General features: G+C 34.0%; 22 protein-coding genes. 13 read left to right on the top strand and 9 right to left on the bottom strand.

From position 1 onward, the window contains the following. Window positions 1–62 precede the first annotated feature (62 nt). The 4 genes from K7G76_RS14055 to K7G76_RS14070 all read left to right on the top strand — a co-directional run bounded on the left by K7G76_RS14055 (window position 63) and on the right by K7G76_RS14070 (window position 4,073). Window positions 63–791, top strand: coding sequence for a heavy-metal-associated domain-containing protein (locus tag K7G76_RS14055; RefSeq protein WP_223034847.1), 729 nt, complete (start codon window positions 63–65; stop codon window positions 789–791). Beyond that, window positions 788–3,028 (top strand): TonB-dependent receptor, encoded by a 2,241-nt coding sequence (locus tag K7G76_RS14060; RefSeq protein WP_223034848.1) that lies wholly within the window; start codon window positions 788–790, stop codon window positions 3,026–3,028. Before K7G76_RS14055 ends, K7G76_RS14060 begins: the two co-directional genes overlap by 4 nt. Window positions 3,029–3,047: 19 nt before the next feature. Beyond that, on the top strand, window positions 3,048–3,401 hold the full coding sequence (locus K7G76_RS14065) for a heavy-metal-associated domain-containing protein (RefSeq protein WP_223034849.1): 354 nt from the start codon (window positions 3,048–3,050) through the stop codon (window positions 3,399–3,401). A 66-nt stretch (window positions 3,402–3,467) separates the two neighbouring features. After that, window positions 3,468–4,073 carry a hypothetical protein gene (locus K7G76_RS14070; RefSeq protein ID WP_223034850.1) on the top strand — a complete coding sequence of 202 codons (606 nt, stop codon included), beginning with the start codon at window positions 3,468–3,470 and terminating at the stop codon, window positions 4,071–4,073. 93 nt (window positions 4,074–4,166) lie between these two features. On the opposite strand, the gene K7G76_RS14075 is transcribed toward K7G76_RS14070, so the two are convergent. From K7G76_RS14075 to miaB, 8 genes are all read right to left on the bottom strand, one after another. Continuing rightward, complete coding sequence (locus K7G76_RS14075) at window positions 4,167–6,515, bottom strand: hypothetical protein (RefSeq protein ID WP_223034851.1); 2,349 nt, start codon at window positions 6,513–6,515, stop codon at window positions 4,167–4,169. 94 nt (window positions 6,516–6,609) lie between these two features. After that, a complete protein-coding gene (groL, locus tag K7G76_RS14080; RefSeq protein WP_223034852.1) occupies window positions 6,610–8,241 on the bottom strand; it encodes a chaperonin GroEL in 1,632 nt (543 codons plus the stop codon). Window positions 8,242–8,263: 22 nt separating this feature from the next. Continuing rightward, on the bottom strand, window positions 8,264–8,539 hold the full coding sequence (gene groES, locus K7G76_RS14085) for a co-chaperone GroES (RefSeq protein ID WP_223034853.1): 276 nt from the start codon (window positions 8,537–8,539) through the stop codon (window positions 8,264–8,266). Window positions 8,540–8,696: 157 nt separating this feature from the next. Further along, window positions 8,697–9,050, bottom strand: coding sequence for a preprotein translocase subunit SecG (gene secG / locus K7G76_RS14090; protein ID WP_223034854.1), 354 nt, complete (start codon window positions 9,048–9,050; stop codon window positions 8,697–8,699). Continuing rightward, entirely contained in the window at window positions 9,050–10,006 is a 957-nt protein-coding gene (locus K7G76_RS14095) for a hypothetical protein (RefSeq protein WP_223034855.1), read from the bottom strand. Before K7G76_RS14095 ends, secG begins: the two co-directional genes overlap by 1 nt. A 3-nt stretch (window positions 10,007–10,009) precedes the next feature. Continuing rightward, complete coding sequence (locus K7G76_RS14100; protein WP_223034856.1) at window positions 10,010–10,519, bottom strand: LptE family protein; 510 nt, start codon at window positions 10,517–10,519, stop codon at window positions 10,010–10,012. 5 nt (window positions 10,520–10,524) lie between these two features. Further along, window positions 10,525–11,793, bottom strand: a complete 1,269-nt coding sequence (locus tag K7G76_RS14105) for a sigma-54 interaction domain-containing protein (RefSeq protein WP_223034857.1) — start codon at window positions 11,791–11,793, stop codon at window positions 10,525–10,527. 3 nt (window positions 11,794–11,796) lie between these two features. Next, on the bottom strand, window positions 11,797–13,242 hold the full coding sequence (gene miaB / locus K7G76_RS14110) for a tRNA (N6-isopentenyl adenosine(37)-C2)-methylthiotransferase MiaB (RefSeq protein ID WP_223034858.1): 1,446 nt from the start codon (window positions 13,240–13,242) through the stop codon (window positions 11,797–11,799). 194 nt (window positions 13,243–13,436) lie between these two features. Here miaB and K7G76_RS14115 point away from each other — a divergent pair, with 194 nt between their 5' ends. The 8 genes from K7G76_RS14115 to K7G76_RS14150 all read left to right on the top strand — a co-directional run bounded on the left by K7G76_RS14115 (window position 13,437) and on the right by K7G76_RS14150 (window position 23,971). Further along, entirely contained in the window at window positions 13,437–14,210 is a 774-nt protein-coding gene (locus K7G76_RS14115; RefSeq protein ID WP_223034859.1) for a hypothetical protein, read from the top strand. 160 nt (window positions 14,211–14,370) lie between these two features. Next, window positions 14,371–16,857, top strand: a complete 2,487-nt coding sequence (topA, locus tag K7G76_RS14120; RefSeq protein ID WP_223034860.1) for a type I DNA topoisomerase — start codon at window positions 14,371–14,373, stop codon at window positions 16,855–16,857. A 9-nt stretch (window positions 16,858–16,866) separates the two neighbouring features. Further along, window positions 16,867–18,033, top strand: coding sequence for a formimidoylglutamase (locus K7G76_RS14125; RefSeq protein WP_223034861.1), 1,167 nt, complete (start codon window positions 16,867–16,869; stop codon window positions 18,031–18,033). Between the two features lie 164 nt (window positions 18,034–18,197). Continuing rightward, complete coding sequence (gene porK / locus K7G76_RS14130) at window positions 18,198–19,571, top strand: T9SS ring complex lipoprotein PorK/GldK (RefSeq protein WP_456237535.1); 1,374 nt, start codon at window positions 18,198–18,200, stop codon at window positions 19,569–19,571. Between the two features lie 63 nt (window positions 19,572–19,634). Further along, window positions 19,635–20,282: a type IX secretion system motor protein PorL/GldL gene (gene porL / locus K7G76_RS14135; protein ID WP_250434754.1), complete on the top strand. Its 648-nt coding sequence runs from the start codon at window positions 19,635–19,637 to the stop codon at window positions 20,280–20,282. Window positions 20,283–20,336: 54 nt separating this feature from the next. Continuing rightward, window positions 20,337–21,887, top strand: coding sequence for a type IX secretion system motor protein PorM/GldM (porM, locus tag K7G76_RS14140; protein ID WP_223034863.1), 1,551 nt, complete (start codon window positions 20,337–20,339; stop codon window positions 21,885–21,887). Window positions 21,888–21,938: 51 nt separating this feature from the next. After that, window positions 21,939–22,838 carry a type IX secretion system ring subunit PorN/GldN gene (gene porN / locus K7G76_RS14145; protein ID WP_223034864.1) on the top strand — a complete coding sequence of 300 codons (900 nt, stop codon included), beginning with the start codon at window positions 21,939–21,941 and terminating at the stop codon, window positions 22,836–22,838. Window positions 22,839–22,879: 41 nt separating this feature from the next. Continuing rightward, entirely contained in the window at window positions 22,880–23,971 is a 1,092-nt protein-coding gene (locus tag K7G76_RS14150; protein ID WP_369412207.1) for an NAD(P)/FAD-dependent oxidoreductase, read from the top strand. Here the strand turns inward: K7G76_RS14150 and K7G76_RS14155 are convergent. Then, complete coding sequence (locus tag K7G76_RS14155; protein ID WP_223034865.1) at window positions 23,961–24,344, bottom strand: DUF983 domain-containing protein; 384 nt, start codon at window positions 24,342–24,344, stop codon at window positions 23,961–23,963. The genes K7G76_RS14150 and K7G76_RS14155 overlap by 11 nt on opposite strands. A gap of 79 nt (window positions 24,345–24,423) precedes the next feature. On the opposite strand from K7G76_RS14155, the gene K7G76_RS14160 reads away from it, so the two are divergent. Beyond that, a complete protein-coding gene (locus K7G76_RS14160; protein ID WP_223034866.1) occupies window positions 24,424–26,331 on the top strand; it encodes an ABC-F family ATP-binding cassette domain-containing protein in 1,908 nt (635 codons plus the stop codon). Window positions 26,332–26,427: the final 96 nt, after the last annotated feature.

The following is a 26,427-nucleotide window of genomic DNA, read 5'->3' on the forward strand; positions in this document are numbered from 1 at the left end:
TGAACAATTTTCGTGAAAACGGATAGAATAACTAATTGTTCAATCAATAAAATCAAATAAAAATGACACATATATATACGGTTACAGGTATGACCTGTAATAACTGTAGAGTAAAAGTTGAAAGTGCTCTACAACATGTTGCCAATATTGACACTGTTAAGGTGAATTTAGAAAATAGCGAAGCTATAATTACCATGTCTCAACACATAGCAACTAAAACCTTGCAAGAGGCTTTATCTGACAAATATCAAATTTCAGAGAAACAGGAGATAAATGTATTTGCATCTACTGTAAATCAAGAAGAAGAATCGGAGTTAAAACAATTATTTCCTTTGTTTTTAATTTTTGGCTACATCATTATTGCATCATTTCTGCTAAATAATAATCCAATGGATTGGAGCAATTTTATGCTCGATTTTATGGGCTTGTTCTATATTGTTTTTAGCTTTTTTAAGCTATTGGATTTAAAGGGTTTCCCAGAATCATTTAAAATGTATGATCCGTTGGCTAAAATATTTCCCGCTTATGGTTGGATATATCCTTTTGTGGAGGTAGTGCTAGGGTTGATGTTTTTCATGCGTTTTCAAATTCTTTTGGCATTAGTAATCACATTGGTGATTTTGGGAATTACAACTATTGGTGTAACAAAAACATTATTGGATAAAAAGAGTATTCAATGCGCATGTTTGGGAACTGCTTTAAAACTTCCGATGACCAAGGCCACATTTATAGAGAATACTGTCATGATAGTTATGGCGATTATAATGATATTTAAAACCTACTACTCATGAGGACGTTTTTGTTATTGATAATTATGTTACCTGGAATGCTTTTTTCTCAAGAAGAATTGCAAGGAACCGTTTTTGACAAAAACGATTCAAATCAAACAATTCCATTACCAGGCGCAAATGTATATTGGTTAAATTCCGAAGTGGGTGATGTTACTGATTTTAACGGGAAATTCACTGTTCCGTATAGTTCGGAATATAAAAAATTGATAATTAGCTATGTTGGTTATAAAACCGATACCTTAACTATAAGTTCAGCTAAATCAATTGAACACTTTTTAGAACCCACAAGTAATTTAGATGAAGTGGTTGTGACTTCTAGAAAGCAAGCAACGGCAAAATCGTATTTGCAAGCGCAGAATGTAATAATGGTTAGCAGTGATGAGTTATTGAAGGCTGCTTGCTGTAACTTGTCAGAAAGCTTTGAAACCAACCCTTCAATTGATGTTAATTTTGCTGATGCCTTAACAGGAACCCGACAAATTAAAATGTTGGGGTTGACGAGTCCGTATATTTTAATTACAACTGAAAATATTCCATCTATTAGAGGAGCTTCGCAAGCTTTTGGATTGAGTTTTATACCAGGAACCTGGGTAGAGAGTATTCAAATAACCAAAGGCTCTGGTAGTGTTGTAAATGGTTTTGAAAGTATTGCTGGACAAATAAATACCGAATTGGTTAAACCTTTAACCGATGATAAACTGTTTGTAAACTTATATGGCGCAAGTAGCCAGCGTGTGGAATTAAACACACATTTTAATACTAAAGTTAGTGATAAGTGGAGTACAGGTTTGTACCTGCATGGAAATTATCATAACAAGCGACACGATGTTAATAACGATGGTTTTATGGATATGCCTTTGTACGATCAAGTAAATGTTATGAACCGTTGGCAATATACTAATCCAGAAAAGGGTTTGGTCAGTTTTATAAACTTAAAATACCTGTCAGATAACAAGTTGGCGGGTCAAGTGGATTATAATCCTGATACCGATAAGTTTACAACAAACTCCTGGGGAAGTGAAATAAATACCAAGCGCTACGAGTTGTCTGCTAAATTTGGTTATGTAAACCCAGAAATACCTTATCAAAGTTTGGGCGTTCAAACCGCTTTTAGTAGCCATAAACAAGATTCGTATTTTGGCTTTAATATATACGATATTAGGCACAACAGCTTGTATACTAATGTAGTGTATAATTCAATTATTAGCGATTCGCGTCATAAAATAAAAACAGGCGTAAGTTATACTTACGACCATTATGATGAGTTGGTTAATACAGCAGATTATGAACGCACGGAGACCTCAATAGGTGGTTTTTTTGAGTACAATTATGATAATTTAGATAAGTTAAACTTGACCGCAGGAGTTAGGGTGGATCAACATAATTTACTCGGTTTTTTTGTAACTCCCAGATTGCATTTAAGATATACCCCTTGGGAAAAATCAGCTTTTAGAGCATCTATAGGAAGAGGTAAACGAAGTGCTAATATTTTTGCAGAAAATCAAAAACTATTTTCAACTTCTAGACAGATTAATATTTTAAGCTCTGGAGGAGATATTTATGGTTTAGATCCAGAAATAGCTTGGAACTATGGAGTTTCGTTTTTACAAGGGTTTAACTTGTTTAATCGGAAGGGTGATGTAACATTAGACTTTTATAGAACCGATTTTACAAATCAAATAGTAGTTGATTATGAAAACCCATTAGAAGTAAACTTTTATAACCTTCAAGGGAAAAGCTTCGCTAATAGTTTTCAAACCGAAGTTAACTATAATGTTTTCGAACGGTTTGATTTGCGATTAGCCTATAAATACTATAATGTACAGACAGAATATCTGTCAGGACAGTTGGAAAATCCTTTAACCCCAAAGCATCGCTTTTTTGCTAATGCAGCCTATGAAACCCACTTAAAGGAAGTCGGGTCTGGCCACTGGAAATTTGATGCTACTTTTAATTGGTTAAGCAAGCAACGTTTTTCATCAACGGCTAATAACCCCCAGCAATATCAGTTGCCAGAATATTCGCCAACTGTTGCTACGTTGAATGCGCAAATAACCAAAGTGTTTTCTCCTAAATTTGAAGTATATTTAGGAGGTGAGAATATTACTAATGTTAGACAGAATAATCCAGTAATGTCTGCAGATAATCCATTTGAATCAAATTTTGATACAACCTTTGTGTATGGTCCAGTTTTTGGAAGTATGTATTATGCTGGATTACGATTTAAAATAAATTAAAAACTTAAAAAATAAAAAGATGAAAAAATTAATAGTTGTATTGTTCGTGTTTTTTGGCGCATTAAGCTTCGCGCAAAACAAAAATGCAAAGGCTAGTATGGAAGTTGATGGTGTTTGTAATATGTGTAAAGAACGAATTGAAAAAGCATGTATTAAAACAAAAGGCGTAAAATCTGCCGTATGGAATGTTGAAACTCATGAATTAAAATTAATTTATGATGAGCGCAAAACAAATCTGAAAACAATAACAGAAAACATTGTTGCCGTAGGTCATGATACTAAAGAATTAAAAGCAACAGATGAAGCCTATAATTCTGTTCATGACTGTTGTAGGTATAGAGATGAAGAGGTTCAAGATGATCATAAAAAATAACAACTTATTTAAGTGTTAATTGTTTCAATTGGTTATTTTCGTTTCATTAACCAGTAAACCTATTTTATGAAAAATTTAATATGTCTAGCATGTTTCCTAATAACTTTGGTGAGTTTTAGTCAGAAAGATTTTATCCTAACCATTGGAGACGAGTCTCATGAAATTGCTCTAGATGAGAGCAACGAATTTAAAGTTAATGGTAAAGCAATAACAATTTCCGTTCGAGAGAAAGATACATTGGTTTATGAAGATTCCTTTTATAATTTTAAGTATATAAAAGATTACAGTATTTCAAAAACGGTATTGGAAGAAGGGATAGAGCAAATCATGATCATGACAGCTTCTGGGTCAGGTGTTTTAATTCAGAAGTATGAGGCGTTTGATCCTACAATGTTGCAAGAAATGATGCTTAATGAAGTGACCAAAGAAAGTATTAGTTATGGTTACACCATGGAGCGTCAAGATTACGAACGGGCTTTAGTGTCTGGACAAAAGTTAGAGATTTTAAAATCTGTTTTGGAGTATAAAGGTGAGATTGAAACTTATGAAATTACTGCTCTTGGAGGTAAGGATGAGGGGATATTAATTATGACTATGAATATGAATGACGAAATAGACCCTGAGGGTGTAGAAATGATTAACTTAATGTGGAATTCGTTGCATATAAAGTAATAACACCTATCTAAATAAAACAAAAAACACGGTTCTAAACCGTGTTTTTTGTTTTTATACCTATAGACTTAAATGTTTTTAGAAATAGAAAAATTACTTTAAATCAATGGTCTCAACTTTTGAAAATAAACTACCATCATTTCCCATACCATTTATATGTAAATTAATACTTCCATAAAAATAGTTAGGAATCTTAAAACTAAATATACCATTAGAATTTGAAGTTACATTGGGTATCCAATGTAATACTCCATATGCTGCAAAAGTATCTCGTTGTGATTTGTTGTAAAAAGGGGTGTAATAAGTTTCAGGTCTAGAAAAGCCAAATTCAATCATAGAGTTTTTTATTTCAATCATCGCCTTTTTTTGATAATCTTGGTAATCAAAATTAGGGGCAGATACAGCGTTAAAAATGGTAGAGTGAGTTTGACTAGCTAGATTACTACGAATCATGGGGTTGTGTTGGGTAAATATTTGATTAAAATCTCCCGGAGCAACGTCACGCGTTCCAAAATAGCCACCTTGGCCATAGATGTTGTTGGAGTACCTACCGCTACCAGCATATCTGCCGTATTGTCCTTCAAAAATTCGAATGTCATAATTTCTATTGCTTCTAGCATAAATATTGCGATAGTCAGAGCTTCCTACTCGTAAAGCCGATTCATACCTATTAGTGTATCTTGAAGTATGTCTTAAGGTGTCTCGGGAATGTTTTAGATCTACAGTGTCCAGTATAGTTACATTATCATAGATAAACTCATCCATTCTAATTTGAAGGTTTAACTTATCTTCTTGCATTGTGTCAGTTTCCGTCCTAATGGACTCTTTAATTAAATTAGGGAAAGCATTGAAATAAACCTTTGGAGTGGTAACTCTACCGCTTTTATCTTTTAGGCTAAAAAACACTCTGGAATCATCAGATAAATATAGTTTTTCAAAAGTAAATTTATTGCCAGGTTTTATATCGGAACGTAAGAAAATTTCATTAAGTCCAGAAACAAGCATAATTTCGCCTTGGGATAAATCATTTTTATCTGAAATGGTACCATTAATGGTTATACCAAATTCAAAAGGGAAATAAGATTTTGGCGGAGAATTGAAAATATTACTCCAAGAATATTTGCTCCATCCTTGAGTAATTAAAAGAACATCTAAATCATAAGCTGCTTTTGGGCTTTCACTATTAAAATAGTAATTGGGATTTTCAATATGACCTTTAACATAGGGGCTTAATAGAAATTTTGAAAGTATTGTTTTATCTTGGTTATAAGATTTTGTGATTGCTGGCAAAACAGATACACTCATGTTTTGGGAAATGGAATCCTTTTTACCATTAAATCCAAACCTTACTATAGTTGAGTCTTCCTCTTTGGTGAAGCCCAAAAGCAAAATGTTTTTAACCGATTTGTCGGTATAGTTATAGGTCAAACGTTCAGATATAGGTTGATTGCTATCGTTAAATAGGGTGATAATATTGATGCCAGAATATAAATTGGCTTTGGGGATTTTAAGTAAGTAAGTGTGCTTATTTGGTTCAAATTTTACATTTATTTTATAGACTAAACCATCTCTGTGAACAAGTAAGAAGTATGATTTATCTACTAATTTTGGCAAGGACGCTTTATTGGTTTTAATTGCAACTGCGATATCACTTTTTTCAGTATTATTAAATACATTCATAACGACTCCAATTGGTTTTGCCAATGGTAAGGGCTTTCGAACTGTTTTTCCATCTTTTAATATAGCGACCGCTGTATAATGCTCTTTTTCATCAATCAATAGGCTAAATTGTCCCATTCCGAAATCGTTACTCTTAAAAGTGGTTATTTTGTTGTTTTGACTATCAATTACATAGCCAGAGTCTATTTTTACACTTTCGCCTTTTTTGTCAATAATTTTATATCCAAAATTATTAATTACATGGTTTAAGGCATGTCCGCCTTCTGGTAAAACCTGAAAATCGAATTCCTTTTCTAAAGTGTTCTTTGATATGTTTTCTTCAGAATTAGCACCAACTATTTGAAATTTATCAAGACTGTAATGATCTTCTTTAAAATTACGCATCCAGTTGGTGGATACTTTTAAATAGTAAGTTCCTGGCGGATAATCAGGTTTTAAATCAAAGTTTCCAGAGGTCATACCGTTTTTTGCAAAGAGTAACTTTTTCTCAATTAAATTGCCTTTGGAATCAAAAATACTAGCATAAATATTAGTGGTTCTACGATATGGTTTTTGAGTTTTGGTATAATATACATATGTTTTAAACCATAAATCTTCTGCTGTGAAAAATTTAGTTTTATTAAGTTGAGTGTAAATCGTTTCATGATTTAAACTAAAGTAATCAATGTATTGTTCCTCAATACTTTTTATAGAATCATTTTGGGCATTTGTAAGGCTAAAAGTAAGTAATAAAATAAATAGACAAAAGTGGTTAATCTTCATTTGTTTGTGACTTATTGGGGAATAAATATAGAATAAAAAACGCTCCAAAGATTATTCTTGAAGCGTTTTTAAATTATTTGTATTTAATATGATTTTACATCATGCCTGGCATTCCGCCACCACCCATAGGAGGCATTGCAGGAGTGTCTTCTTTAATGTCAACTAACGCACATTCTGTGGTAAGGATCATACCTGCAACAGAAGCCGCATTCTCTAGAGCTACACGTGTAACTTTTTTAGGATCGATAATTCCAGCTTTAAGCATATCTACATAAGTTTCAGTTTTAGCATCGAAACCAAAATCTTTTTTGCCTTCCATTACTTTGGAAATTACAACACTACCTTCGCCACCTGCATTAGAGACAATTGTTCTTAACGGTGCTTCAATAGCACGTGCTACAATTTGAATACCAGTAACTTCATCAAGATTTTCAGTGGTAATTTTTTCAAGGACTTTTTTAGCTCTTACCAATGCAACACCACCACCAGCAACAATACCTTCTTCTACAGCTGCTCTTGTAGCATGTAATGCATCATCTACTCGGTCTTTCTTTTCTTTCATTTCCACTTCACTCGCTGCGCCAACATATAATACAGCAACACCACCTGCTAATTTAGCTAAACGCTCTTGTAGTTTTTCTTTATCGTAATCTGAAGTTGTCGTTTCAATTTGAGCTTTAATTTGATTCACTCTAGCTTTGATGTCAGCAGCTTTACCTGAACCATTTACAATAGTCGTGTTGTCTTTGTCAATAGTTACTGTTTCAGCAGTACCTAACATACTTAAATCAGCATTTTCTAGAGAGAATCCTCTTTCTTCAGAAATTACAACACCACCTGTTAAGATAGCAATATCTTCAAGCATTGCTTTACGTCTATCACCAAATCCAGGTGCTTTTACTGCAGCTATTTTTAACCCGCCACGTAGTTTGTTTACTACTAAAGTAGCTAATGCTTGTCCTTCAACATCCTCAGCGATGATTAATAATGGACGGCCAGATTGAGCAACTGGTTCTAATATTGGAAGGATTTCTTGTAAGTTAGATATTTTTTTGTCGAATAATAAAATGTAAGGATTTTCTAAATCGGCAATCATTTTATCAGCATCAGTTACAAAGTATGGCGATAAATACCCTCTATCAAACTGCATACCTTCTACAACATCAACATAAGTATCAGTTCCTTTAGCTTCTTCAACAGTAATAACACCTTCTTTTCCAACTTTACCAAAAGCTTTTGCAATTAAATCACCAATAGTATCATCGTTATTTGCAGAAATAGAGGCAACCTGCTTTATCTTTTCAGAAGAATTACCGACTTGTTTTGACTGCTTTTCAAGATCATTAGTAATAGCTTCAACGGCTTTGTCTATACCACGCTTTAAATCCATTGGGTTAGCACCAGCGGCAACATTGCGTAAACCTTCTTTAACGATAGCTTGAGCAAGAACGGTTGCTGTAGTTGTACCGTCACCTGCTAAATCGTTAGTTTTAGAGGCTACTTCTTTTACCATTTGAGCACCCATGTTTTCAAGCTCGTCTTCTAACTCTACTTCTTTTGCAACAGTAACACCATCTTTAGTTACTTGAGGTGCTCCGAAGCTTTTACTAATAATTACGTTTCTACCCTTTGGACCTAACGTCACCTTTACGGCGTCTGCCAATGCATCTACACCACGTTTTAATCCGTCGCGTGCGTCAATATCAAATTTTATGTCTTTTGCCATTTTTTTAGTTTTTTAATAATGATTAAACAATTGCAAGAATATCGCTCTCTCGCATGATTAAATAGTCTTTTCCGTCTAGCTTTAATTCGGTTCCAGCATATTTTCCGTAAAGAACTTTATCGCCAACTTTCACAGTCATTGGTTCGTCTTTTGTTCCTTTTCCAACAGCCATAACATTCCCTTGTTGTGGTTTTTCTTTGGCGTTGTCAGGAATTATAATACCTGATGCTGTTTTAGTTTCAGCTTCAACAGGTTCTATAAGAACTCTATCTGCTAATGGTTTAATGTTTAATGCCATTTTTATATTATTTTGATTAATTAAACTTGTTTTAATGATTAATGAATAAGCCAAAAATGTGCCAATAGACTCATACTGACAAATTTTCATCACTAGTTTTATAGTATAAAAAAAGCCAACTTTTAAGTTGGCTTTTAAAATGTTTTTCTCGTTAAAATTATTGTGCAGAATCATTTGCTACACCACCATTGTCGGTTTGGTCAGGTGTAGTGGCAGGAACTACAGGTTGTTCTGTATTAACGTCATCAATGGCTTTAGATTCGGCATCGCCAGAACCTCTGTTGATAGCAACGTTAGAAAGTAAAATTAAGACTAGCATAAGTGTTGCTAATGTCCAAGTACTTTTGTCTAAAAAGTCTGTAGTCTTTTTTACACCTCCTAATTGTTGTGTGCCACCACCTCCAAATGAAGACGATAATCCACCACCTTTTGGATTTTGTACCATGATTACTACAACTAATAAAAATGCTACAACAACTATTAAGGCTAAAAATATTGTAAACGTACTCATTATTCTATATTATTTTGTTCTTGTAATTGTTCTACTGCTTTAATTTGGTCTGCAAAGAAACCACTTTTTTCTGGATATTTCAAACTTAAAATTTTATAAGATTGAATGGCTTTTTTATAGTTCTTTTGCTCCACATAAATTCGTGCCAAAGTTTCAGTCATTAAAGCTTCTGGCTGTATCATTTGCTCTTCGGCTAGATTGATATTTTTAGCAGCCGTTTTTGTGGGTTTTAATTTTGGTGTTTTCTTTAAAAAACTATCAATTAATTCAAATTTTTTATCACGTGAATTAGAAGCTAGGTTTACTTCTGTAACTTTAATATGAGCTTTTTCTTCAGGTTCTTTTTGGATTTCCCTGTCAATAGGTTTAAAACTTGTAAGTTTTAACCATTCATTAAAAGAGTGCTTTTCGTCATGGCTAAATTGCAAAGGCGCTCCCAAGTTTAAAACGACTTCCGGAATATTTGCCTCAGTCTTTTCTGATTCTGATGATTCCTCAATTTTAGCTTCGGTGTCCAGTTTGAAGTTGGCAATTTTTGTACGTTCTACTTTAGGCTGAAATAATTCTGGATCGAGAACATTTTGGGTGTCTTTAATCTGCTCCTTAAGAGCGTCGTCAATTTGGACACTTTTGTTAACTGAAATATCTTCAATAGTTACATCTAAATCACGAACGTTTTCGGTATTCTGTTTAATGAATTGGGAAATTTCGTTTTGAATGAATTCTTCTGAAGTTATAAAATCAAATAAAATACTACGGTCTGTGGTATAGGCAGCAGTTGTTTTTAACTCTTGGTTATATTTAACGCTCTGTTTGTTTTTTAAGGCTTTTAAATAAATTGCTCGAGCTGATTGAAAATAAGGAAACTGACTAATGATATCTGAAAGTTCATCTGTATATTCAGAAGTTATTTTTTGAGGGTCTTGAATTATTTCAGAAAACAGAGTAGCAGTCATTTTTTACCATTTAGCTAATGAAGCATTAAAAATGTCTTGTGTTAGGCGCTCAAAAATTTCTTCGTAGGCGGCTGCTCTAACAGCTCCTGTTAATTGCGCGCTTGCTGGATAATCATAAAAAAATGAAAAACGCTGTTCAAAATTGTCTTCTTCATTTTTCATGTTGAAGAATCGAACATTAACAGTCATGGTCAATCGGTTTTGGGCAGCAGTAATTTCTGCAGTTGCAGTAGTAGGGGAGATACGGTATTCGGTAATTTCGCCTTCGTAAATTAAATGCCCATTACTTTTTACTAAATCTAAGTTGGTTTGATTTAAAAGTAAATCGATTAATGAATTTGTAAAATCACGATCTAACCCAGGTTCTACCAAAAGGGCATTGTTCTGGAAGAAATTAACTTGAAATGATTTTACATCTGATGATATGGAGGCTCCTGTAAATGAATATCCTCCGGCACAACCATTAATGGAAACAACGATAACTAGTAATACGATATATTTTAAAAATCTCATGTATTTTATAGGTCAAATTGTTTAATCTTTCTATATAAGGTGCGCTCGCTAATGCCTAATTCTTGAGCGGCTAATTTACGCTTACCGTTATGTCTTTCAAGCGATTTTTTTATAAGTTCCAGTTCCTTATCGTGTAAAGATAAGGTTTCTTCTTCTTCAATTTCTTCAGCAAAGTGATATTTATCTTGAGTGTCTTCTGGTGTACTTGAATATTGGGTTTCTGATGACTTTTCAGGAATAGAAAGCACTTCTAATTCTTCAACATCTTCTTCGGTTGTACTATCGTCATCACCATATATTTTTTGAATAAGGCCCTCGTTTTGTTTTTGAACTTCTGAAGCATTTCCGCTTTTCATAAGTTCCAAGGTTAATTTTTTTAAATCGTTAAGATCACTTTTCATATCAAAAAGTACCTTGTACAGTATTTCACGTTCGTTACTAAAATCGCTTTCAGACTTGGAGTTGTTTATAACTGCTGGTAAATTGCTTCCTGAATTGGGTAAATAGCTTTGAAGTGTTGAAGCACTAATGATTCTATTTTGCTCTAAAACAGAAATTTGTTCAGCAACATTTCGCAATTGACGGATGTTACCGCTCCAACGATACTTCAATAACAAATTTACAGCATCATCAGATAATTTGATAGTCGGCATTTTATATTTTAATGCAAAGTCACTTGCAAATTTTCTGAATAATAAATGGATATCATCTTTACGCTCACGAAGTGCAGGTAAGTGTATTTCTACAGTACTCAACCTGTAATATAAATCCTCTCGAAATTTTTCTTTCTTAATGGCTTCAAACATGTTGACGTTTGTTGCTGCCACAATACGTACGTTGGTTTTTTGAACTTTGCTGGAACCTACTTTTATAAACTCACCATTCTCCAGTACACGTAACAAACGAACTTGTGTAGTTAATGGTAATTCGCCTACTTCATCAAGAAAAATAGTGCCACCATCAGCTACCTCAAAATAACCCGATCGGGTTTGGGTAGCTCCTGTAAAAGCACCCTTTTCATGTCCAAATAATTCACTGTCAATAGTCCCTTCTGGAATAGCACCACAGTTAACGGCAATATATTTACCATGTTTTCTGTGCGATAATTGATGTATTATTTTAGGGATACTTTCTTTACCAACACCAGATTCTCCAGTGACTAGTACCGAAATATCAGTTGGAGCCACTTGGATAGCTTTTTCTATAGCACGATTTAAACTGGGATCGTTACCAATAATACCAAAACGTTGTTTTATAGCTTGAACAGATTCCATAGTTTAATTATTTTCAGAAAGCCCAACAGCTTCACCAATAAGTGTAGCAGTCGTACAATCTGTAATTTTTACATTCACAAAATCACCTACGTTATAATTTTCCTTTGGAAAAACTACAACCGTGTTTTGCGTGTTTCTACCTGACCAATGCGTGTTTGAACGTTTAGATTCTTTTTCAATCAATACTTCTTCTACTTTACCTAAATGTTGTTGCGTTCTATAATGACCATGCTTACGCTGTAAATCTATAATTTCCTGCAAGCGTCTTTTTTTAACTGGTTCAGGAATATCATCATCTAGTTTACGTTCGGCTAATGTTCCTGGGCGTTCAGAATATGCAAACATAAAACCAAAATCATATTTTACATACTCCATTAGGCTTAATGTGTCCTGATGGTCTTCTTCTGTTTCGGTAGGGAAACCGGCAATCATATCTTGGCTTAAGGCAATATCAGGAATAATGGCTCTTATATCGTCAATCAACTTAAAATATTCTTCACGTGTGTGCTGACGGTTCATAGCTTTTAATATACGATTACTACCACTTTGAACTGGTAGGTGGATGTAATTACAGATATTTCGATGCTTTGCCATAGTTTCTATAACATCCAATGTCATATCCTGCGGATTAGATGTTGAAAAACGAAAGCGCATTTTTGGCTGTGCCTGTGCACACATATCCAATAGTTTTGCAAAATTTACAGCAGTAGCTTTTTGAAGATCACTGGCTTTGTCGAAATCTTTTTTCAATCCGCCACCATACCACAAGTAGCTATCTACATTTTGACCTAAAAGCGTAACTTCTTTATAGCCTTTGTTCCATAAATCGTTGACTTCCTCTATAATACTTTGAGGGTCGCGACTACGTTCGCGGCCACGAGTAAATGGCACAACACAAAATGTACACATGTTGTCACAGCCACGAGTGATGGATACAAATGCCGTAACACCATTGGTGTTTAAACGTACAGGTGATATATCGCCATAAGTTTCCTCTTTTGAAAGGATGACGTTAATGGCATCACGACCATCTTCAACTTCAGATAATAAATTAGGTAAATCTTTATAGGCATCTGGACCAACTACCAAATCGACTATTTTCTCTTCTTCTAAAAATTTACTTTTTAGGCGTTCAGCCATACAGCCCAAAACACCAACTTTCATTTTAGGATTTATTTTCTTTACGGCATTGTATTTCTCCAAACGCTTACGCACGGTTTGTTCAGCTTTATCCCGAATAGAGCAGGTGTTAACCAATACCAAATCGGCATCTTCAAGATTTTGAGTGGTATTAAATCCTTCGTTGGAAAGAATTGAAGCCACAATTTCACTATCGCTAAAATTCATTTGGCAACCGTAACTTTCAATAAAAAGTTTGCGTGCGTTATTTTTTTTGGCTTCTAAATTAAGGCTTTGTCCTTGTATAGATTCGTCTATAATCTTCTCCATAATCAATTTCCCAAATCAGGGAATCTTAAATTTCAAATAATAAATAGTCAATATTCATGCCTGTAATTACAGGCGCTTGCAAAGTTACAATTATTTTCATGATAATGACAAAGTGTCATACGGTAAAAATATTTTTGTTTATACTGTTAATATGTATTTACTTTGAGTAATAACACTAACAAAAATCACACAAAATGACTTCACTAACTCGAATTTTAGAACGTATAGAATCTGCACCAAGTTTAGACTTTGGGAATATTTTTAGCGATTCAATTGATCTGTTTAAAAAAACTTGGATACAAGGGTTTTTATTACAAATATTTTCAATGATTATTATGTTGCCTCTTATACTTATTGTGTATGTGCCCTTAATTGGAGTTTATATAGCACAAGTTGAAAGTGGTCAAGTAGATCCTGATGCCTATAATGCGGTTTTTGCTGGCTTTTCAGTTTTGTTTATCATTTTAATAATTATAGGTGCTCTGGTATTGAGCGTTGTAACCATTGCTTTGCAAGCTGGTTTTTTCAGAATTATGAAACGGTTAGACCATGATGAAGATGTTTTGACTTCTGACTTTTTTTATTTTATAAAAGGAAAATATTTGGGTAAATTATTTGTGCTAATGTTAGCCTCGGTTTTTATTTCGACTCTTGCTACATTATTATGTTTCTTGCCTTTAATTTATGTGATGGTGCCCATGTCTTTCTTTACAATGTTTTTTGCTTATAATCCTGATTTAACAGTTGGAGACATTATAAAAGGTAGCTTTGCTTTAGGAAACAAAAAATGGTGGTTGGTTTTTGGGCTGCTTATAGTTTCGTCGTTATTGGCTCAAATAGTTGGGATGATACTTTGTGGTATAGGCGTGTTTTTTACAGCTGCTTTTGTTTACCATCCAACATATTTAGTGTATAAGAATGTTGTGGGTTTTAAAGATGAGGAAACAGTAAATCATATAGTGGAGTAACCTGCAAACAAAAATTTTTAGACCAATAAACCTGTGTTTTCACAACTTGAAATTCACAGGTTTTTTTGTTCGGTTGAACACTAATTCTGAATCTTGAGAATTTTAAAATTAGGAACATACCGTTTTTTTCATATACATTTGTAGCCTTAAAAAATGATACATGGCAAAGAATTTAGTAATTGTTGAGTCACCTGCCAAGGCCAAAACAATAGAAAAATTTTTAGGAAAGGATTTTAAAGTTGAATCTAGTTTTGGGCACATAGCCGATTTGCCTTCCAAGGAGTTGGGCGTAGATGTTGATGGCGATTTTAAACCAAAATATGAAGTTTCGAAAGACAAGAAAGCTGTTGTAAAAAAACTGAAAGATTTAGCCAAAAAAGCTGAGATGGTTTGGTTAGCTAGTGATGAGGACCGGGAGGGAGAGGCTATTGCTTGGCATTTAGCAGAATCGTTGGATTTAGATAAAAGTAAAACCAAGCGTATTGTTTTTCACGAGATTACTAAATCGGCCATTCAAAAAGCTATTGAAAATCCAAGAGGAATTGATTACGATTTGGTTGATGCACAACAGGCACGTCGTGTATTAGATAGAATAGTAGGCTATGAATTATCTCCTGTTTTATGGCGAAAGGTTAAAGGAGGTCTTTCGGCTGGTCGTGTACAATCGGTTTCAGTAAGATTAATTGTAGAACGCGAACGCGAAATTCAAGATTTTACTCCAGAAGCATCTTACAGAATTGATGCGGAATTTTCAAATGAAGAAGGGCAATCCTTTAGAGCTAAATTACCAAAAAACATAGCTACAAAAGAAGAGGCTAATACGTTTTTAGAGGCTAACATTAATGCGACTTTTAAAGTAGACGATTTGCAAAAAAAGCCTGCCAAAAAATCGCCGGCAGCACCATTTACGACGTCAACGTTGCAACAGGAAGCGGCCAGAAAATTAGGATTTTCAGTAAGTAGAACCATGTCTAACGCCCAGCGGTTGTATGAAGCTGGTTTAATAACTTATATGAGAACTGATAGTGTGAACTTATCTGATGAAGCTAGAAAAGGAGCTGAAGAAGAAATAAAAAACACTTATGGTTCTGAATTTAGTAAGCCGCGAAATTATAAAGGCAAAGCAAAAGGAGCCCAAGAAGCACATGAGGCTATTAGACCAACTAATTTTTCAGCGCAATCTGTGAATGTTGAAAGAGATCAGTCTAGGTTATACGATTTAATTTGGAAACGAGCTATCGCATCACAAATGAGCGATGCGCAATTGGAGCGTACAAATGTTAAGATAGGAGCTTCAACACATAATGAAACGTTTACTGCAAATGGAGAGGTGATTAAGTTTGAAGGCTTTTTAAAAGTCTATCTTGAAGGTACTGACGATGAAGATACAGAGCAAGATGGTATGTTGCCTGCTATGAAGATTAACGAAATGCTTCTCAATACTTATATTACAGCAACCGAGCGTTATACGAGACCTCCGGCTAGATATACAGAAGCTTCGTTGGTTAAGAAGTTGGAAGAGCTTGGTATAGGTCGACCATCAACTTACGCGCCAACTATTTCAACCATTCAAAATAGAAACTATGTTGAAAAAGGAACTGTTGAAGGAGTAGAAAGAAACTACTCGCAATTAACCCTTGAAAAAGGTATTGTTAAGGATAAGCTATTGACCGAAAAAGTAGGTTCTGACAAAGGGAAATTGGTACCAACTGATATTGGAATGATTGTAACAGATTTCTTGGTAAATCATTTTCAGCAGATTTTGGATTATAATTTTACGGCAAAAGTTGAAGAAGATTTTGATGATATTGCCGAAGGCAAGGTTGATTGGTCTAAAATGATGAAAGACTTCTATAAAAATTTTCATCCTGTTGTTGAAGATGTTCAAGAGAATGCAGATAGGGAGTCTGGAGAGCGCGTTTTAGGCACAGATCCAAAAACAGGTCGTCAGGTTAGTGTGCGTTTAGGTAAGTTTGGGCCAATGGTTCAAATTGGAACAGCCGAAGAAGAAGAGAAACCATTGTTTGCAAGTTTGTCTCCAGACCAACAATTAAACACCATTACCTATGACGAGGCTATGGATTTGTTTAAATTGCCTAAAGATCTAGGAACTTATGAAGGGGAAGAGGTACAGGTTAACAATGGTCGATTTGGACCGTATGTAAAATTTGGGAAACAATTTGTCTCATTACCTGCAGGTATGGATGCTTTGAGTGTTGAACTTGATGATGCTATTCAATTAATTGAAGCAAAGAAAAAAGCCGATGCACCTATATATGTATATCAAGATTTACCTGTGCAAAAAGGTAAGGGGCGTTTCGGTCCATTTATTAAATGGAACAACATGTTTATAAATGTGAACAAAAAATATGATTGGGATAATTTAAGCGAAGATGATATTGTAACTCTGATTGAGGATAAAATTCAAAAAGAAAAAGATAAACTCATTCACAGTTGGGAAGATGAAGGTATTCGTGTAGAAAAGGCGCGTTGGGGAAGACATAATGTTATTAAAGGGAAAACAAAAGTTGAGTTACCGAAAACAGTAGATGTGTCTGATATGACACTAGAAGAGGCTAAAGCCATAATTGAAAAAAACGCACCAAAGAAGAAAGCAGTCAAGAAAAAAACAACCAAAAAAAAGTAATAATACCTAATGAATTTTAATTTTTTATCTCCTGTTCCAGACAGTGTACTTGCCCATAATGAATTATTGGCGCAACAAACAATGGGTAAAAAAATTAAAATTCACTCGCAACAGAATGGTATTCCGGAAATAGACGATGTTAAGATTGCTATTTTGGGTGTTCTTGAAAATAGAAATGATATTAATTATATAGGTGAGGAGTTTAATTTAAATGAAATTAGAAAATCCCTATATGCACTATTTCCTGGGAATTGGCATACAGCAATAGCCGATTTAGGCGACATTAATAAAGGGGAGTCTGTTGAAGACACGTATTTTGCCTTAAAAACTACTATTTCAATTTTAGTTCAAAAAAACATCATACCTATTATTATAGGAGGAAGTCAAGATTTAACCTATCCAAATTATCGTGCTTACGACACATTAATGCCCATGGTTAATATTGTTAATGTGGATTCTAGATTTGATTTGGGTGATTCGGCAAAACCAATGAAGAACAACAGTTTTGTAGGCAAAGTTATTTTAGACCAACCTTACAACTTGTTTAACTATGCGACCATTGGGTACCAAACCTATTTTAATTCGCAAGAGGAAATAGACTTGATGGATAAGTTGTATTTTGAATCGTACAGGTTGGGGCAAGTATCCAAAGATATTACTATAGTTGAGCCAGTTTTAAGAGACGCTAATATAGTAAGTGTAGATTTAAATGCACTAAAAGCTTCAGAAGTTAACTTGAGGCAGAAATTCTCACCAAATGGATTGGATGGAAAAGAAATTTGTGCCATTTCGCGTTACGCGGGTATAAGTAATAAGGTGTCAAGTTTTGGTATTTATGAATATAAACCATCACAAGACGATGAAATTACATCAGGTTTAATAGCCCAAATGATTTGGTATTTTATTGAAGGTGTTAACTACCGAGTTAAAGATGACGATTTTTTAAATGACAGTAACTTCAAGAAATTCATCACTTTAGTAGATGATCAAGAATTAATCTTTTATAAAAGTGTAAAAACTGAAAGATGGTGGATTGAAATACCTTTTTTAGAGGAAATAAATAATAAATTAAAAAGACATACGTTATTACCTTGCACACATCAGGATTATCTTGATGCTTGTGCTAATAGTGTTCCAGAGCGCTGGTATAAAGCGTTTCAGAAGAATTGTGTGTAGATTTTTAGTGTGTTTAGTGCTATTTTTCATCGGTAAAACGCACTTTTTTAACGATGAAATGTAATTTTTTTAGTAAAAAAAGTTGTTTTTTACAAATTATATAAATATGTTTACGCTCTTAAATTTTTTTTAAGACAATTATTAACCTCGAGTTTTCTATGGATATGAAGAAATTATTTTTATTAACCGCAATTTTAGCTATACTTTCTAGCTGTGGATCTGGCGACAGAGGACAGCTTGTTGGAGCTAAAGGAAAGAAATGGCACCCTGAAAAACCATTCGGTATGGAATTGGTTCCAGGTGGCGCATTTATTATGGGTAAAGCAGACGATGATCTTGCTGGTATTCATGATGCACCTGCTAAAACTGTTACAGTAACATCTTTTTATATGGATGCAACTGAAATCACAAATAGTGAATATAGACAGTTTGTAGAGTGGGTACGTGATTCTACTATCAGAACCCGTTTGGCTATTTTGGCCGATGAGGTAGGTTTAACGCAAACCGATGCTGGTACAATTGGAGACTATGCTTTTGTTGATGCAAATGAAGAAGATATGTCTGTGTATGAAAAATACATGTATGATAACTATGCAGGTTTAGGTCCTACAGGTTACGAAGGAAGAAAGCTAAACAAGGATATAGATATAGAATTTGACACTGCTAATTACATAGATGAGTACTATGCTGAAGTTATGGATACCATGTACCTACCATTGGAAGAATCCTATAACGGTCAACGTACTTGGGATGTAACAAAGTTCAAGTTCCAATATAAGTATATGGATATTGAAAAAGCAGCCAAAGCTAAAAATAAAGGGAAAAAACGTTCTGAATTCATCATTACTGAAGAAGTAGAAGTTTATCCAGATACTACGGCTTGGATCCGTGATTTCGCTTATTCGTATAATGAGCCAATGCATAACGATTATTTCTGGCATGCTGCTTACGACGAGTATCCAGTTGTTGGTGTTTCTTGGAAACAAGCAAAAGCATTTTGTGAGTGGAGAACTTTACATCACAATGAATACAGAAAACAGAAAAAACAACATTTTGTAAATAAGTATAGATTACCATCTGAAGCAGAATGGGAATATGCTGCTCGTGGTGGACTGCAAGCTGCAACATATCCTTGGGGTGGGCCTTATACTAAAAACGACAGAGGTTGTTTTATGGCAAACTTTAAACCGCTTCGTGGAGATTATGCAGCAGATCAAGCATTATATACAGTAGAAGCAAAATCATTCGAGCCAAACGATTATAATTTATATAATATGGCAGGTAATGTTTCAGAATGGGTGCATGCATCTTATGATCCATCTTCTTATGAATTTGTGTCATCTGTAAATCCAAGTGTAAATGATGTTGATAACCAACGTAAAGTTGTTCGTGGTGGTTCTTGGAAAGATGTTGCTTATTACATGCAAGTAAGCTCAAGGGACTATGAGTATGCAGATTCAGCTAGAAGTTACATTGGATTCAGAACTGTGCAACAGTATATGGGTACAGATGTTACTCTAAATGCAAAAAACAAATAATTAAACAATAACTATAACTATTAAACTACCTAAGTAATATTTACTTAACTAAAACCTAAAATTATGGCAGGACAATCAAGAGCATTTAAGAAATTCATGACTATGTCTTATGGATTTGGAGCATCAATTGTAATTATTGGAGCACTATTTAAAATTATTCACTTTGAAATAGGACCACTTACTGGTAACGTAATGTTAACATTAGGTCTGGTAACAGAAGCAATTGTATTTGCTATCTCAGCATTCGAACCAGTTGATGACGAATTAGATTGGTCATTAGTATACCCTGAATTAGCAGGTGGAAAGTCTATGGGCAAAAAGAAAGAAGAGCCTAAAGATGCAGAAGGTCTATTATCTAAAAAATTAGACAACTTATTAAAAGAAGCTAAAATTGATGCTGAATTAATGTCTAGTTTAGGTGAGAGTATCAAAAACTTTGAAGGTGCTGCAAAAGGAATTAGCCCAACTGTAGACTCTATTGCTGCAACAAAAAAGTATGGCGAAGAAATGTCATTAGCCGCTGCACAAATGGAATCATTAAACAGTTTATATAAAGTTCAAATGGACGCTGCAAACAGACAAGCTGCTATCAATGAAGAAGCTGTTGAAAATGCAACTAAATTAAAAGAACAAATGCAATCATTAGCATCTAACTTATCATCATTAAATGGTGTATATGGTGGAATGTTATCTGCAATGAACAAAAGCTAATTAGTTTAAAAGCTAAATTTTATTTTAACAATTAACTAAAAAAACTAATTAGAAATGGCAGGAGGAAAATTATCTGCAAGGCAGAAAATGATTAACTTGATGTATTTGGTATTCATTGCGATGCTTGCCTTAAATATGTCAAAAGAAGTGCTATCTGCATTTGGTTTAATGAATGAAAAATTAACCGAATCAAATGAGTTAGCCGAAGAACGTAACCAAGCCTTTATGCAAGGTTTAGCTGAAAAAGTATCTGAACAACCAGCTAAATATCAACCATTAAAACAACAAGCTGATCAAATAAGTAAATTGGCTGACGATTTTAATAGTTATTTAACTGAATTAAAAGGGAAGATGACCGCAACCGTTGATAATCCTCAAGATTATGAGATTATGGATAAAGGTGATTTTCTTGACGAACACTTTTTTATTGGTGATAAATTAAAGCCAGAAGGGCAAAAATTTATCGATGAGATCACTAAATTTAGAGAAGGTGTTGTTGCTGTACTTCAGCAAAACCCTGATTTAGCTGATATAGCTGACGATGTTAAAAAGAAATTTGCAACAGAGCCAGTAGTTAATCGAGATAACAATAAAATCGATTGGCTAGATTATCACTATAAAGGTTTCCCATTAGTAGCGTCATTAACAAAAATGACACAGTTACAAGCCGATGTTAAGACTACAGAATCTGAAGTATTATCATCTATGCTAGCTGGTAAATTAAAAGTTGAAGCCTCTTTAACTAATTTTGATGCTATTGTTGTACCAGATAAAACAGCGTTCTTTTCAGGTGAAGACTTTACAGGACGTATTATTTTAGGTAAGAACGATAAAACGTTAAAAGCTGATAAAGTAATTATTAATGGTACTGAATTAGCTGATACATCTATGCAAGCAGGACAAACGTTATTGAAGTTCCCTGCAGGTGCTGTAGGTGAACGTGAAATAGAAGGTGAATTCCAATTTAAGGAAGGTGACTCTATTATTACCATTCCGGTTAAGTCTACTTATGCAGTTGTGCCTAAACCAAATTCAGCAACTATTTCAGCTGATAAAATGAATGTAGTATATCGTGGTGTATCTAACCCAATGACTATTTCTTTTGCTGGTGTTTCTGATAACAATGTGTCTGCAAGTGCGCCTGGTTTAAGTAAAGTATCAGGTGTTGGTAAATACGTTATGAATCCAGGAAAAGGTAGAGAAGTATCTATTAATGTTACAGGTACATTACCAGATGGAACTAAAGTTAGCGATAATGCTAAATTCAGAATTAAAGATATTCCTAAACCAACAGGTACTATTAGTGGTCAAGATGGTTTAGTTAAATTACCACGTAATAGTGTAGAGATTGGTACAGTAGGAGCGATGTTAGATGATTTTGATTTCGATTTACCAATTCAAGTAACGTCGTTTAAGTTTAAGGTTCCAGGTCAGCCTTCAGTGAATGTAAATGGTACTAAATTAAACTCTCAAGCGAAAAATGCGTTGCGTAAAGCAAGACGTGGCGATAATGTTCAAATATTTGATATTAAAGCTCAAATTAGAGGGAATTCTTCTTACAAGTTAAAAGGAGTTTCTGCTGTAATTGTTGAAATTTCAAATTAATATAAGGTTTTACCATCTGATGATAAGCCCTAATAACTAAAATTAAAACAGATGAAATTTAAAAGTTTTTTATTAACCGTTTTATGCATGTCATTTGCTGCTAATTCTATGGCTCAAGCAAATCTGTTAAATGCCAAATCTCCAGAAGAAATTGGTGTTAAAACAGAAGCGCAAAAAGCTTTAGATGATGATAAACCATTAGAATATGGTTATGTAGATGATAGAGATATTATGTATTCTAAAATGACATGGGAAAAGGTAGTTCTTGACGAGCGTGTTAATTTCCCGCTGTACTACCCAATAGACACCATGAATATTGGTAAAAACAGAAGATCGTTATTTGATGTTTTATGGAAAAGCGTTAAAAATGGTGATTTAGAAAACATGTACGATGACTCTTATTTTACAGCTAAACGTACAATGAATGATCTTAAAGCTAGTATGTCTAAAATAGATACTTTGGATATTGGTTACGAACAATATAATGCTGATGGGTATGTTGATCCAGAGTATATTGTGAAGACTGATATTACATCGTATCATATTAGTGCCTATTTAATTAAAGGTTTATGGTATTTTGATAAGCGTCAAGCTGAAATGAAGTTCCGTTTAATTGGAATAGCACCTGCTGCTCCAGACGTAAACTTTTTAGATTCAGATGATGAGGCCAATAAAGAACCAATTCCATTATTCTGGGTATTCTATCCAGATGCAAGAGATATTCTGCATGAGGCAAAAGCCTTTAATAATGAGAATAGTGCCATGCCGTATTCGTTTGATCATCTATTAAATTCAAGACGTTTTAATGGTTACGTTTATAAAGAGGAAAATGTATATGGCGACCGTAAGGTAACCGAATACATTTCTGAAAACGCATTGATGCAGTTATTGGAATCAGATAGAATTAAAGAGAAGATTAGAAACTTCGAATTAGATATGTGGGCCTATTAATTAGGCGGATAATACAATAAAATTGAACGCTCACTTTTTAAGTGGGCGTTTTTTTTACCTCTAGCTTAAAGAATGCTATTTTTGTTGTTATGAATGTGGACTATATAATTGTTGGTTGTGGATTAGCAGGCATTTCGTTTGCTGAAACCTTGCGTAACGCCAAGAAATCGTTTGTAGTAATAGACAATGCTTCGCAACGCTCGTCGTTAGTTGCTGCAGGTATGTATAATCCGGTAATTTTAAAACGATTTTCTGAAGTTTGGAAGGCGCAAGAACAGTTGGAGATAGCTTTGCCTTTTTATAAGGAATTGGAACTTATTTTAAATAAAAAAATTGATTATAAATTATCGGTTTTAAGACGGTTTGCTTCCATAGAAGAACAGAATATGTGGTTTCATGCTACCGATAACCCTGTTTTAGAGCCTTTTTTAAGCACCTCATTGGTCCATAACTATAATTCCTGTATAGATGCACCGTTTGGCTTTGGAGAGGTTTTAAATGCAGGCAGAATAGACACAGATGTATTGTTAGAGGAATATGTGAATTATTTAAAAAATGAAGGTGTGTTTTTTAATGAATCGTTTAATTATGCTGAATTAAATTCAGAAAAAAGTATTATTTCATACAAAGGAATAACAGCAAAACATATAGTTTTTTGCGAAGGATTCGGACTGAAAGCCAACCCATACTTTAATCATTTACCTTTAAATGGTACAAAAGGCGAACTAATTACAATAAAAGTTCCAGATTTAAAGATTGACTTTTCATTAAAAGCTTCAGTGTTTCTAATTCCAGAAGGAAACGATATTTATTCTGTTGGAGCAACATATAATTGGGAAGATAAAACCAACCAACCAACCCATGAGGCAAGAGAAGAATTAGTTGCTAAAGTGAAAACGTTTTTAAAATGTAGTTTTGAAGTAATTGGTCAAAAAGCAGGAATTCGCCCAACCGTAAAGGACAGAAGGCCATTGGTAGGTTCACATAACAAGTATAAAAATATTCATGTTTTAAATGGGTTAGGTACAAGAGGTGTCATGATAGGGCCTTATGTCGCAGGGCAACTTTATAATAATATAGAAGAAGGTGCATCCCTAAATCCTGAAATAGATATTTCGCGCTTTATTTCTTAACAAGTGTTTTATCGTAATGCATAAAAATGTTAATCCATATGTTACGCGATAAACGCATAATAATAGGTCCGCATAATATTAAAGTGCCTACGATAGCTATAAAAGCCGTTAATAAACTGGTGCCTATAAATAAATAGCTAATAACAAATGCCGCTACAGCAAAGGCAATTCCAACAGCATAACTAACATACATAGAACCATAAAAAAACGACGGTTCAATACGGTATTTGGTATGACATTTCGAGCAAGTTTCCTTAATTTTCAAAACATCTGATAAAACGTAAGGATTCTTGTTTTCATACATAGACTCCTGATGGCATTTTGGGCAAGCACCTGTAAGTATACTATATAGCTTGGTTCCTTTTGTTATCATATTTAAAAGTTTATTTTTGCGCTTTAGGAATACAAAATTATACTTTTATTTAGTAACCTCCGGTAACAATTGTAACATAATGCTTAATATTCATAATCTTTCTATTTCATTTCAAGGCGAATACTTGTTCGAGGAGATTGCATTTAAATTATCTGCGGGAGACCGTATTGGTTTAATTGGAAAAAATGGAGCAGGTAAGTCAACCATGCTTAAAATTCTTGCAAAAGAACTAGACCCAGATTCAGGGCAAATAGCTGCTGACAAAAGCTTGAAGATAGGGTTTTTAAAGCAGGATTTGGATTTTGAGTTTGGTAGAACGGTTTTAGAAGAATCTTATGAAGCTTTTCATGAGATTAAAAAAATTGAACGTGAAATAGACGAAGTCAATACGCAATTGGCCGAAAGAACGGATTATGAAAGCGATAGTTATCATCAATTAATGATTGATTTAAATGAGTTGCAGCATCAGTATGAGATTCATGGTGGTTATAATTATCAAGGTGAGACCGAAAAGATATTACAAGGGCTAGGGTTTAAACGGGAAGATTTTAATAAGCTAACCGACACGTTTTCTGGAGGTTGGCGAATGCGTATTGAGCTCGCCAAGCTTTTGCTTCAAAATAATGACTTACTGTTGTTAGATGAGCCTACAAACCATTTGGATATTGAATCCATAATTTGGCTAGAAGGGTTCTTAAAAAATTATCCTGGTGCTGTTGTTATTGTATCGCATGACAAGATGTTTTTAGATAATGTAACCAATCGTACCATTGAAATTTCTTTAGGGCGTATTTATGATTACAATAAACCATATACAAAGTTTCTAGAACTTCGTAAAGAAATAAAAGAGCAACAGCTAGCTACGCAAAAAAATCAAGAGAAGCATATACAACAAACAGAAAAGTTAATTGAAAAGTTTAGAGCCAAAGCTTCAAAGGCTACTATGGCCCAATCTTTAATAAAGAAATTGGACCGCATGGACCGTGTTGAGGTTGATGAAGACGATAATAGTGTAATGACTTTAAGATTTCCTGTTTCTGTAACCCCTGGAAAGGTGGTGGTTGAAGCGCAAAATGTTTCTAAAAGCTATGGTGACTTACAAGTATTAAACAATATTAGCCTATCTATACCACGAGATACTAAAACAGCCTTTGTAGGACAAAATGGTCAGGGGAAATCTACTTTGGCTAAAATAATTGTAGGAGATTTAAAGCACCAAGGCGAATTAAAATTAGGGCACAATGTACAGATAGCCTATTTTGCCCAAAATCAGGCAGAATATCTTGATGGTAATAAAACTGTATTGGATACGATGATTGATGCGGCAAATGAATCAAACAGAAGTAAAGTAAGGGATATACTGGGTTCGTTTTTGTTTCGTGGCGACGAAGTAGAAAAATACGTTCGCGTGCTTTCAGGAGGTGAAAGGAATAGATTGGCCTTGGCTAAATTATTGCTTCAACCCTTTAATGTTTTGGTAATGGATGAGCCTACAAACCATTTAGATATCAAATCGAAAAATGTACTAAAAGAGGCTTTAAAAAACTTTGATGGCACTTTAATTTTAGTATCACATGACCGTGATTTTCTACAAGGTCTAACAGAAACAATTTATGAGTTTAAAGATCACAAAATAAAAGAGTATTTAGGTAACATAGACTATTATTTAGAGCAACGCAATGTGGAGAATTTAAGAGAGGTTGAAAAGCGTAATGTTGAAAAAGAAAAGCCTAAAGCAAGTAATAAAGACTCTTATGAAACTCAAAAGAAGCTAAAATCTCTAAACAATAAGTTGAGTAATTTAGAGTCTAAAATTCACGACCTAGAAAACGAAATAAAAGGTATTGATGTTGAGCTTGCAACTAATTATGATGAAGTGGTATCCAACCCTAGATTTTTTGATAAATATAATGCCAAAAAGGAGAAATTGGAAAGCCTAATGGCTGAATGGGAAACGGTCCAAGAAGCTATAGATTCTAGTAATTAATTGATAATTAGTACTATAAATTCTTAACGAAACGTGCAGTTCGTCGAATAAATTTGGTTTTAAACCTAATTAAGTCTAATATTGATATAGATTAAA

The sequence above is a fragment of the Hanstruepera marina genome (assembly GCF_019880635.1).
In the GTDB taxonomy this organism is placed as follows: domain Bacteria; phylum Bacteroidota; class Bacteroidia; order Flavobacteriales; family Flavobacteriaceae; genus Hanstruepera; species Hanstruepera marina.

Excerpts from the sequence above, each read along its gene's own strand:
- K7G76_RS14115 (WP_223034859.1), top strand. The coding sequence starts at position 13,437 with ATGACTTCACTAACTCGAATTTTAGAACGTATAGAATCTGCACCAAGT.
- porK (WP_456237535.1), top strand. The coding sequence starts at position 18,198 with ATGAAGAAATTATTTTTATTAACCGCAATTTTAGCTATACTTTCTAGC.
- K7G76_RS14095 (WP_223034855.1), bottom strand. The coding sequence starts at position 10,006 with ATGACTGCTACTCTGTTTTCTGAAATAATTCAAGACCCTCAAAAAATA.
- porN (WP_223034864.1), top strand. The coding sequence starts at position 21,939 with ATGAAATTTAAAAGTTTTTTATTAACCGTTTTATGCATGTCATTTGCT.
- porM (WP_223034863.1), top strand. The coding sequence starts at position 20,337 with ATGGCAGGAGGAAAATTATCTGCAAGGCAGAAAATGATTAACTTGATG.
- K7G76_RS14065 (WP_223034849.1), top strand. The coding sequence starts at position 3,048 with ATGAAAAAATTAATAGTTGTATTGTTCGTGTTTTTTGGCGCATTAAGC.
- groL (WP_223034852.1), bottom strand. The coding sequence starts at position 8,241 with ATGGCAAAAGACATAAAATTTGATATTGACGCACGCGACGGATTAAAA.
- topA (WP_223034860.1), top strand. The coding sequence starts at position 14,371 with ATGGCAAAGAATTTAGTAATTGTTGAGTCACCTGCCAAGGCCAAAACA.
- miaB (WP_223034858.1), bottom strand. The coding sequence starts at position 13,242 with ATGGAGAAGATTATAGACGAATCTATACAAGGACAAAGCCTTAATTTA.
- K7G76_RS14055 (WP_223034847.1), top strand. The coding sequence starts at position 63 with ATGACACATATATATACGGTTACAGGTATGACCTGTAATAACTGTAGA.
- K7G76_RS14105 (WP_223034857.1), bottom strand. The coding sequence starts at position 11,793 with ATGGAATCTGTTCAAGCTATAAAACAACGTTTTGGTATTATTGGTAAC.
- K7G76_RS14125 (WP_223034861.1), top strand. The coding sequence starts at position 16,867 with ATGAATTTTAATTTTTTATCTCCTGTTCCAGACAGTGTACTTGCCCAT.
- groES (WP_223034853.1), bottom strand. The coding sequence starts at position 8,539 with ATGGCATTAAACATTAAACCATTAGCAGATAGAGTTCTTATAGAACCT.
- K7G76_RS14070 (WP_223034850.1), top strand. The coding sequence starts at position 3,468 with ATGAAAAATTTAATATGTCTAGCATGTTTCCTAATAACTTTGGTGAGT.
- K7G76_RS14160 (WP_223034866.1), top strand. The coding sequence starts at position 24,424 with ATGCTTAATATTCATAATCTTTCTATTTCATTTCAAGGCGAATACTTG.
- K7G76_RS14100 (WP_223034856.1), bottom strand. The coding sequence starts at position 10,519 with ATGAGATTTTTAAAATATATCGTATTACTAGTTATCGTTGTTTCCATT.
- porL (WP_250434754.1), top strand. The coding sequence starts at position 19,635 with ATGGCAGGACAATCAAGAGCATTTAAGAAATTCATGACTATGTCTTAT.
- secG (WP_223034854.1), bottom strand. The coding sequence starts at position 9,050 with ATGAGTACGTTTACAATATTTTTAGCCTTAATAGTTGTTGTAGCATTT.
- K7G76_RS14075 (WP_223034851.1), bottom strand. The coding sequence starts at position 6,515 with ATGAAGATTAACCACTTTTGTCTATTTATTTTATTACTTACTTTTAGC.
- K7G76_RS14155 (WP_223034865.1), bottom strand. The coding sequence starts at position 24,344 with ATGATAACAAAAGGAACCAAGCTATATAGTATACTTACAGGTGCTTGC.
- K7G76_RS14060 (WP_223034848.1), top strand. The coding sequence starts at position 788 with ATGAGGACGTTTTTGTTATTGATAATTATGTTACCTGGAATGCTTTTT.